The following is a 6,470-nucleotide window of genomic DNA, read 5'->3' as shown; positions in this document are numbered from 1 at the left end:
GCCTGCCCGAGGGCCACCGGACCGTTCGCGAGTGCGCCCGTCACCGAACCGAGCGCCCCGGTCAGTGCACCGGCCGGGTTGCTGCCGCCGGTCAGGCCGTTCACGAGGTTCGTGATCGGTGCGATCGGGTTGTTGCCCGCCGCGCCCGACAGCGTACCGACGACCTGGTTCACGACGCCTTGCACCGGCGCCAGCGGGTTCGATCCGCCGAGGTTGCCGAGCGTGCCGACAACCTGGTTCACGACGCCCTGCACCGGCGCCAGCGGGTTCGTGCCGCCGACGTTGCCGAGCGTACCGACAACCTGGTTCACGACACCCTGCACCGGCGCCAGCGGGTTCGACCCGCCGACGTTGCCGAGCGCGCCCACGACGGAGCCGACCGCGTTACCCAGTGCGTTCGTGGCCGTGCCGACCGCATTGCTGTTGCCGAGCGCGCCGACGACCTGGTTCACGACGCCCTGCACCGGCGCCAGCGGGTTCGACCCGCCGAGGTTGCCGAGCGCGCCCGTCACCGAGCCGAGTGCGCCGGTCAGCGCACCGGCCGGGTTGCCGCCCGTCGGCAGCGCGTTCTGCAGGCCGTTGACGAGGTTCGTGATCGGCGTGATCGGGCTACCGCCACCTGCGCCGGACAGCGTGCCGACGACCTGGTTGACGACGCCTTGCACCGGCGCCAGCGGGCTCGACCCGCCGAGCGTGCCCGCGAGTTGCGTGACGACACCCTGCACCGGCGCCAGCGGGCTCCCTGCCCCGCCGACGTTGCCGAGCGTGCCCGTGATCGTGTTGACCGCGTTGCTCAGCGAGCCGGCCGGGTTGCCGCTGCCGAGCGTACCCGTGACCTGGTCGACGACGCTCTGGATCGGCGCCAGCGGGTTCGCGCCGCCGCCGATGCCGCCCAGTGCGCCCGTGACCTGGTTCACCGCGCCTTGTACCGGCGCCAGCGGGCTCGAACCGCCACCGATGCCGCCCAGTGCGCCCGTCACCGTGCCGAGTGCGCCGGTCAGTGCGCCTGCCGGGTTGCCGCTACCGAGCGCGCCCGTCACCTGGTTCACCACACCTTGTACCGGTGCCAGCGGGCTCGAACCGCCGCCGATGCCGCCCAGTGCGCCCGTTGCGGTACCGAGTGCGTTGCTCAACGTCCCGGTCGCCGTGGTCAGTGCGCCCGTCAGCGCACCCGCCGGATTGCCGCCGCTCAAAGCGCCCGTCACCTGATTGACGACGCCCTGGACCGGCGCCAGCGGATTCGCGCCGCCGCCGATAGCGCCCAATGCGCCCAGCGCCCCCGTCACGTTACCGATCGCACCGGTCACCGTGCCTGCCGGATTGCCGGCACCGAGCTCACCCGCCACCGTACCGAGTGCACCCGTCAATGCGGTAGCCGGGTTGCCGCTATTGAGCGCCGTCGTTACTTGGTTGACGACGCCTTGAACCGCGCCCAGCGGGTACGAACTGCCACCGACATTACCCAGTGCACCGGTCACCGTGCCGAGTGCCCCCGTCAATGCGCCTGCCGGGTTGCCGCCACCGAGCGCCCCCGTTACTTGATTGACGACACCTTGCACCGGCGCCAGCGGGTTCGACCCGCCACCGACATTACCCAGCGCACCGGTCACCGTACCGAGCGCACCCGTCAACGCGCCTGCCGGGTTGCCGCCACCAAGCGCACCCGTTACTTGATTGACGACACCTTGAACCGGCGCCAGCGGGTTCGCGCCGCCACCGACATTGCCCAATGCACCGGTCACCGTACCGAGTGCACCCGTCAACGCACCAGCCGGATTGCCGCCACCGAGCGCACCCGTCACTTGATTGACGACACCTTGAACCGGCGCCAGCGGATTCGACCCGCCGCCGACATTACCCAGTGCACCTGTCACCGTACCGAGTGCACCCGTCAACGCACCAGCCGGGTTGCCGCCACCGAGCGCCCCCGTCACTTGATTGACGACACCTTGCACCGGCGCCAGCGGGTTCGACCCGCCGCCGACATTACCCAGTGCCCCCGTTGCCGTGCCAACCGCGTTGCTCAGCGTCCCCGTCGCCGTATTCAGCGCACCGATCAGCGCGCCGGCGGGGTTGCCGCCGCTCAGTGCCCCCGTCACCTGATTCACCACGCCTTGTACCGGCGCCAGCGGCTGCACCGTGCCGCCGCCACCGCCGAGTGCCCCCGTCACCGCCCCCACGGCGCCCGATAGTGCCTGGCCGGGATCGCCAAGCGACGTCTGGATCGCGCCTGCCCCACCTGCCGCCAAGGTGACCGAGCCGAGCGGCGACGTACCCGTCGCGACCAGCCCGACCGACACGCCGTTCGTCTGCGGGTTGACGATCACTTGCGGAATCGGCAGCGCATCAAGGGCCCCCGCCATCGCGGAACCCGAAGCCAGCACCCCGAACACCGTCGCGACCGACAGCGCCACACCCGTCAATTTAAGATTTTGTCCCATCTTTATTTTCCCCATCTCGGTTGGCACTACGTTGATAAAGCATGGGGACGGATTGCACGAAGCGTGCCAATTCAAAAAAATTAATTCATTCGTCTGCCTATTGCGTGGCAATAACGTTTTTTTAATGGATTTCCGACGAAAAGTACGGGATGTGGAGCCCGAATCATCGGACGAAAAAGGTCGACGGAACGCGGATGTAACGTAACGTTTGCGAGCCCCGTAGTAACGTGTTCCGGTACATCGTGCAGGACACCGGAACGGCCGTTCCAGACGGTGCCGCACCTCGTCAGGGCCGGCTGCCCATTGCGTATTTCAGCGAAATGAAAATGTATTGCCTAATCGCGAATTTGCTTATTTTATTTATCGCGCTATTTCTTTCTTGACGATTACGCAGATCATTTCCGATTGCGTAGCCGCCATTAATACGGATAGCAGAATGAAAAACTGTGACAGCCGCAACGCGCCACCGGAGCGCGATGCGGGGCGCGACGATGGCCGGAGCGGCATCGTCGCGCCCCGCGCGTTCAGCCGAAGCGCGCGGGCCGGTACGGATGGGGATCGATATAGGTCGGCGCGCCGGTCATCATTTCGGCGAGCAGGCGCCCGCTCGCGGGGCCGAGCGTGAGCCCGTGGTGACAATGGCCGAACGCGAACCACAGGTGGCGATGGCGCGGTGCGGGCCCGATCACCGGGCGCATGTCGGGCGTGCACGGCCGCATCCCGAGCCACGGCTCGGGATCGAGCCGCTCGCCGATGCCGAACGCGTCGCGCGCCAGCGGTTCGGCGCGCGCGAGCTGCACACCGGTCGGCGGCGCACCGCGCAGCGCGATCTCGACGCCGGTCGTGAGCCGCAGGCGGCCGCCTTCCATCGGCGCGACGACGAAACCTTCCTCGGTATCGCACACGGGCACGTTCAACGGCGCGCGCGTCGGCCGGTAGTGCATGTGGTAGCCGCGCTTCGCCCGCAGCGGAATCCGGTAGCCGAGCGGCTCAAAGACGTGATCGGACCACGGCCCGAGCGCCACCACGGCCGAGCGCGCCGAGATCGGCCCGTGTTCGGTACCGACCTGCCAGCCGTCCCTCACCTGCGCGAGCGTCTTGGCGTCGCCGCGCACGAACGTGCCGCCGTCGCGCTCGAACAGCCGCGCGTAGGCCTTGGTCAGCCCGCCCGGGCTCGACACGGTCTTCGGGTCCTGCCAGTGGAATGCGCCGCAGAATGCGTCGCTGATACCGGGCTCGCTCGCACGCAGCGCACGCGCATCGAGCACGGTCATCCGCAGCCCGTGCGCGTCGGCCACGCGCTGCTGCGCACGGGTTTCCGCATCGAACAGCGCAGGCGAACGGAACGCCTCGATCCACCCGCCGTCGTGCACGAGCGGCTGCGCATCGGTGCGCGCGAGCAGCGCGTCGTGCTCGACGACGCTCGCCGCGACGAGCGGCAGCAGGTCGCGCGCGGCGGCCGCGAGCCGCTGCGGCGACGATTCGCGCCAGAAGCGCGCGAGCCAGCCCGCATAGGCGGGCAGCGCGCGGTAGTCCCAGTAGAGATCGACCGAGCGGTTGCGCGCATAGCGCAGCAGCGTGCCGAGCCGGCGCGGAAACGCGTACGGCACGACCGACGAGCGCTCGATCAGCCCCGCATTGCCGTGGCTCGTTTCCTCGCCGGGCGCACGCCGGTCGACGAGTGCGACGCGCAGCCCGCGATCCTGCAGATGCAGCGCCGACGACACGCCGACGATGCCGGCCCCCAGAACGATGACGTCGAAATCCATGGTTCCCCGTACTGCGTCGAGATTCGAAGCGACGCGCGCCGGCGCGGCGGCCGGCGCGCGGCGGTGGTTACTTCGCGACGATGTCGCGCTTGAAGTACTTCTGCGACAGCGCGCTGAGCGTGCCGTCCTTCTTCAGCGCATCGAGCGCGCCGACGATCTTCGCCTGCAGCGCCTTGTCGTTCTTGCGCATCCCGAAGCCCGTGCCTTCGCCGAGCGTCGCCGGATCCTTCAGCGGTTCGCCGACGATCTGGTAGTCGCGGCCGGCCGGCTTGTCGAGGAAACCGTCCTGCGCGGTCTGGGCTTCCTGCACGGCCGCGTCGAGACGACCTGCAACGAGATCGGCGTAGATCTGGTCCTGATCCTGGTACGACACGACGGCCACCCCGGCATTGGCCCAGTGCGCCTTCAGGAAATCCTCCTGCGACGAGCCCTGCAGCACGCCGACGTGCTTGCCGCGCAGGCTCGCGACGTCGGGCCGCAGCGGCGAGCCGTGCCTGGCGATCATCACGATCGGCACCACGTAGATCGCCGGCGTGAAGTCGATGCTCTGCCGGCGCTTCGACGTGATGTTCATCGCCGAGTTGATCGCGTCGAACTTGCGCGCCTGCAGTGCCGGGATCAGGCCGTCGAACGAATTCTCGACCCAGACGCATTTCATGTTCAGCTTCGCGCACACCGCATTGCCGATGTCGACGTCGAAACCCTGCAGCTGGCCGGCCGGCGTCTTGCTCTCGAACGGCGGATAGGCGGCTTCGATCCCGAAGCGCAACGTGGTCTGATCCGCGTGGGCCGTGACGGCCGCGCAGGCAAGCGCCGCAGCGGCGCAGAGGGAGAGCTTCCAGTTCATGACGGTCCTTCCGTTCTGGATTGAGGCGATGAGGATCGGTCGCACGACGGCCTCGGCCGGGCGCCGGATCGGCATTCGAAGCAGGCGGCCGCCATGCGGCGACGCGTCGTATCCTGCACGCGAAATATAGACTCAAAGTCTACTATAGACTATAGGGGATACGAGAATCGTGCCCCGATACACCGCCTCGAAATGCCGCCGACCACCCGGAATGCATTTGATTTATTGATGCTTTTTCAGCACCACGCGGCGAAATGGAGTCTCGAAAAGAAAAATTCTCCCGACTTCGTTTGTCTATATTAGACTTTTCGTCCATCACGAACACTGCCGGACACCGTCGAACGAGACAGTCCTGTCCGGCCCCGACCGGAGATGTCCCCATGACGCAAACCGCCCCGACCCTGCCGCTGACCGTCGACGAAGCCGCGGTGCGCGCGGCCCTGCCGTCGCTCGACGTGCTCGGCACGCTGCGCAGCATGTTCGCGTCGCTCGCCGCGGCGCGCGCGGTGCAGCCGCCGCAAACGCTCACGCTGTTTCCCGACCAGGCCGGCGACTTCATCACGTATCTCGGCGCGCTCGCCGACGCGCAGGTGTTCGGCGCGAAGCTGTCGCCGTATGTCGTGACGGGCGGCAAGCCGATCGTCACCGCGTGGACCGCGCTGATGTCGATGCGCACGGGCCAGCCGCTGATGTGGTGCGACGCGGGCCTGCTGACCGTCGAGCGCACCGCCGGCACGACCGCGCTCGCGGTCGACTGCCTCGCGCCGCCCAATGCGCGCCATCTCGCGATCGTCGGCGCAGGCGCGGTCGGCCTCGCGCATCTGCGGCACACGGCGGGATTGCGCGACTGGGAAACGATCCGCGTGTACTCGCCCGCGCTCGCTGGCGACGCGGCGCAGCAGACGACGCTCGCGCAGCTCGATCCGCGCGCCCGCGCCGCCACGAGCGTCGAAGCCTGCGTACGAGACGCAGACGTCGTGATGCTGTGCACGTCGTCGGGCACGCCCGTGCTCGGCGACGGGATGCTCACGCGCCCCGCGCTCGTCACGTCGATCAGCACGAACGTCGCGCGCGCACACGAGATCCCGCCCGCGTGGCTGCCCGACATGGACGTGTACTGCGACTACCGGCTCACGACGCCCGCGAGCGCCGGCGAGATGCAGATCGCGACGGCGGAACACGGCTGGGACGCCGCGCGGATCGTCGGCGACCTGCCCGCGCTCGTCGCCGGCGCCTGCCCGGCACCGTCGTACGCCCGTCATGCCTTCTTCCGCTCGATCGGCCTCGGGCTCGAGGACATCGCGATCGCACACGCGCTGTACACGCACCAGACGCGCGCATGAGCGGCACGCGCGCGCGGGGCCGATACAATGGCGCAACCGCCGCGGCGGCCGCGCGCGGGCGCACGGGCAT

At 68.6% G+C, this 6,470-nt stretch carries 4 protein-coding genes; 1 reads left to right on the top strand and 3 read right to left on the bottom strand.

Annotation, left to right across the window (positions count from 1 at the left end; genetic code table 11):
- The 3 genes from G3N61_RS37455 to G3N61_RS37445 all read right to left on the bottom strand — a co-directional run.
- Positions 1-2,441: hypothetical protein (locus tag G3N61_RS37455; RefSeq protein WP_205824931.1), on the bottom strand; the 2,441-nt coding region annotated here is incomplete at its 3' end.
- Between the two features lie 524 nt (positions 2,442-2,965).
- Complete coding sequence (locus tag G3N61_RS37450) at positions 2,966-4,210, bottom strand: FAD-binding oxidoreductase (RefSeq protein WP_205824930.1); 1,245 nt, start codon at positions 4,208-4,210, stop codon at positions 2,966-2,968.
- A gap of 67 nt (positions 4,211-4,277) precedes the next feature.
- Positions 4,278-5,057: an ABC transporter substrate-binding protein gene (locus tag G3N61_RS37445; RefSeq protein WP_089450007.1), complete on the bottom strand. Its 780-nt coding sequence runs from the start codon at positions 5,055-5,057 to the stop codon at positions 4,278-4,280.
- Between the two features lie 380 nt (positions 5,058-5,437).
- Here G3N61_RS37445 and G3N61_RS37440 point away from each other — a divergent pair, with 380 nt between their 5' ends.
- Entirely contained in the window at positions 5,438-6,400 is a 963-nt protein-coding gene (locus G3N61_RS37440; protein ID WP_205824929.1) for an ornithine cyclodeaminase family protein, read from the top strand.
- Positions 6,401-6,470: the final 70 nt, after the last annotated feature.

It is taken from the genome of Burkholderia sp. Ac-20349 (assembly GCF_017104865.1).
Taxonomy (GTDB): domain Bacteria; phylum Pseudomonadota; class Gammaproteobacteria; order Burkholderiales; family Burkholderiaceae; genus Burkholderia; species Burkholderia aenigmatica.
The sequence above is the reverse complement of the archived record's forward strand: the minus strand, read 5'-3'. Positions and strand labels throughout refer to the sequence as shown.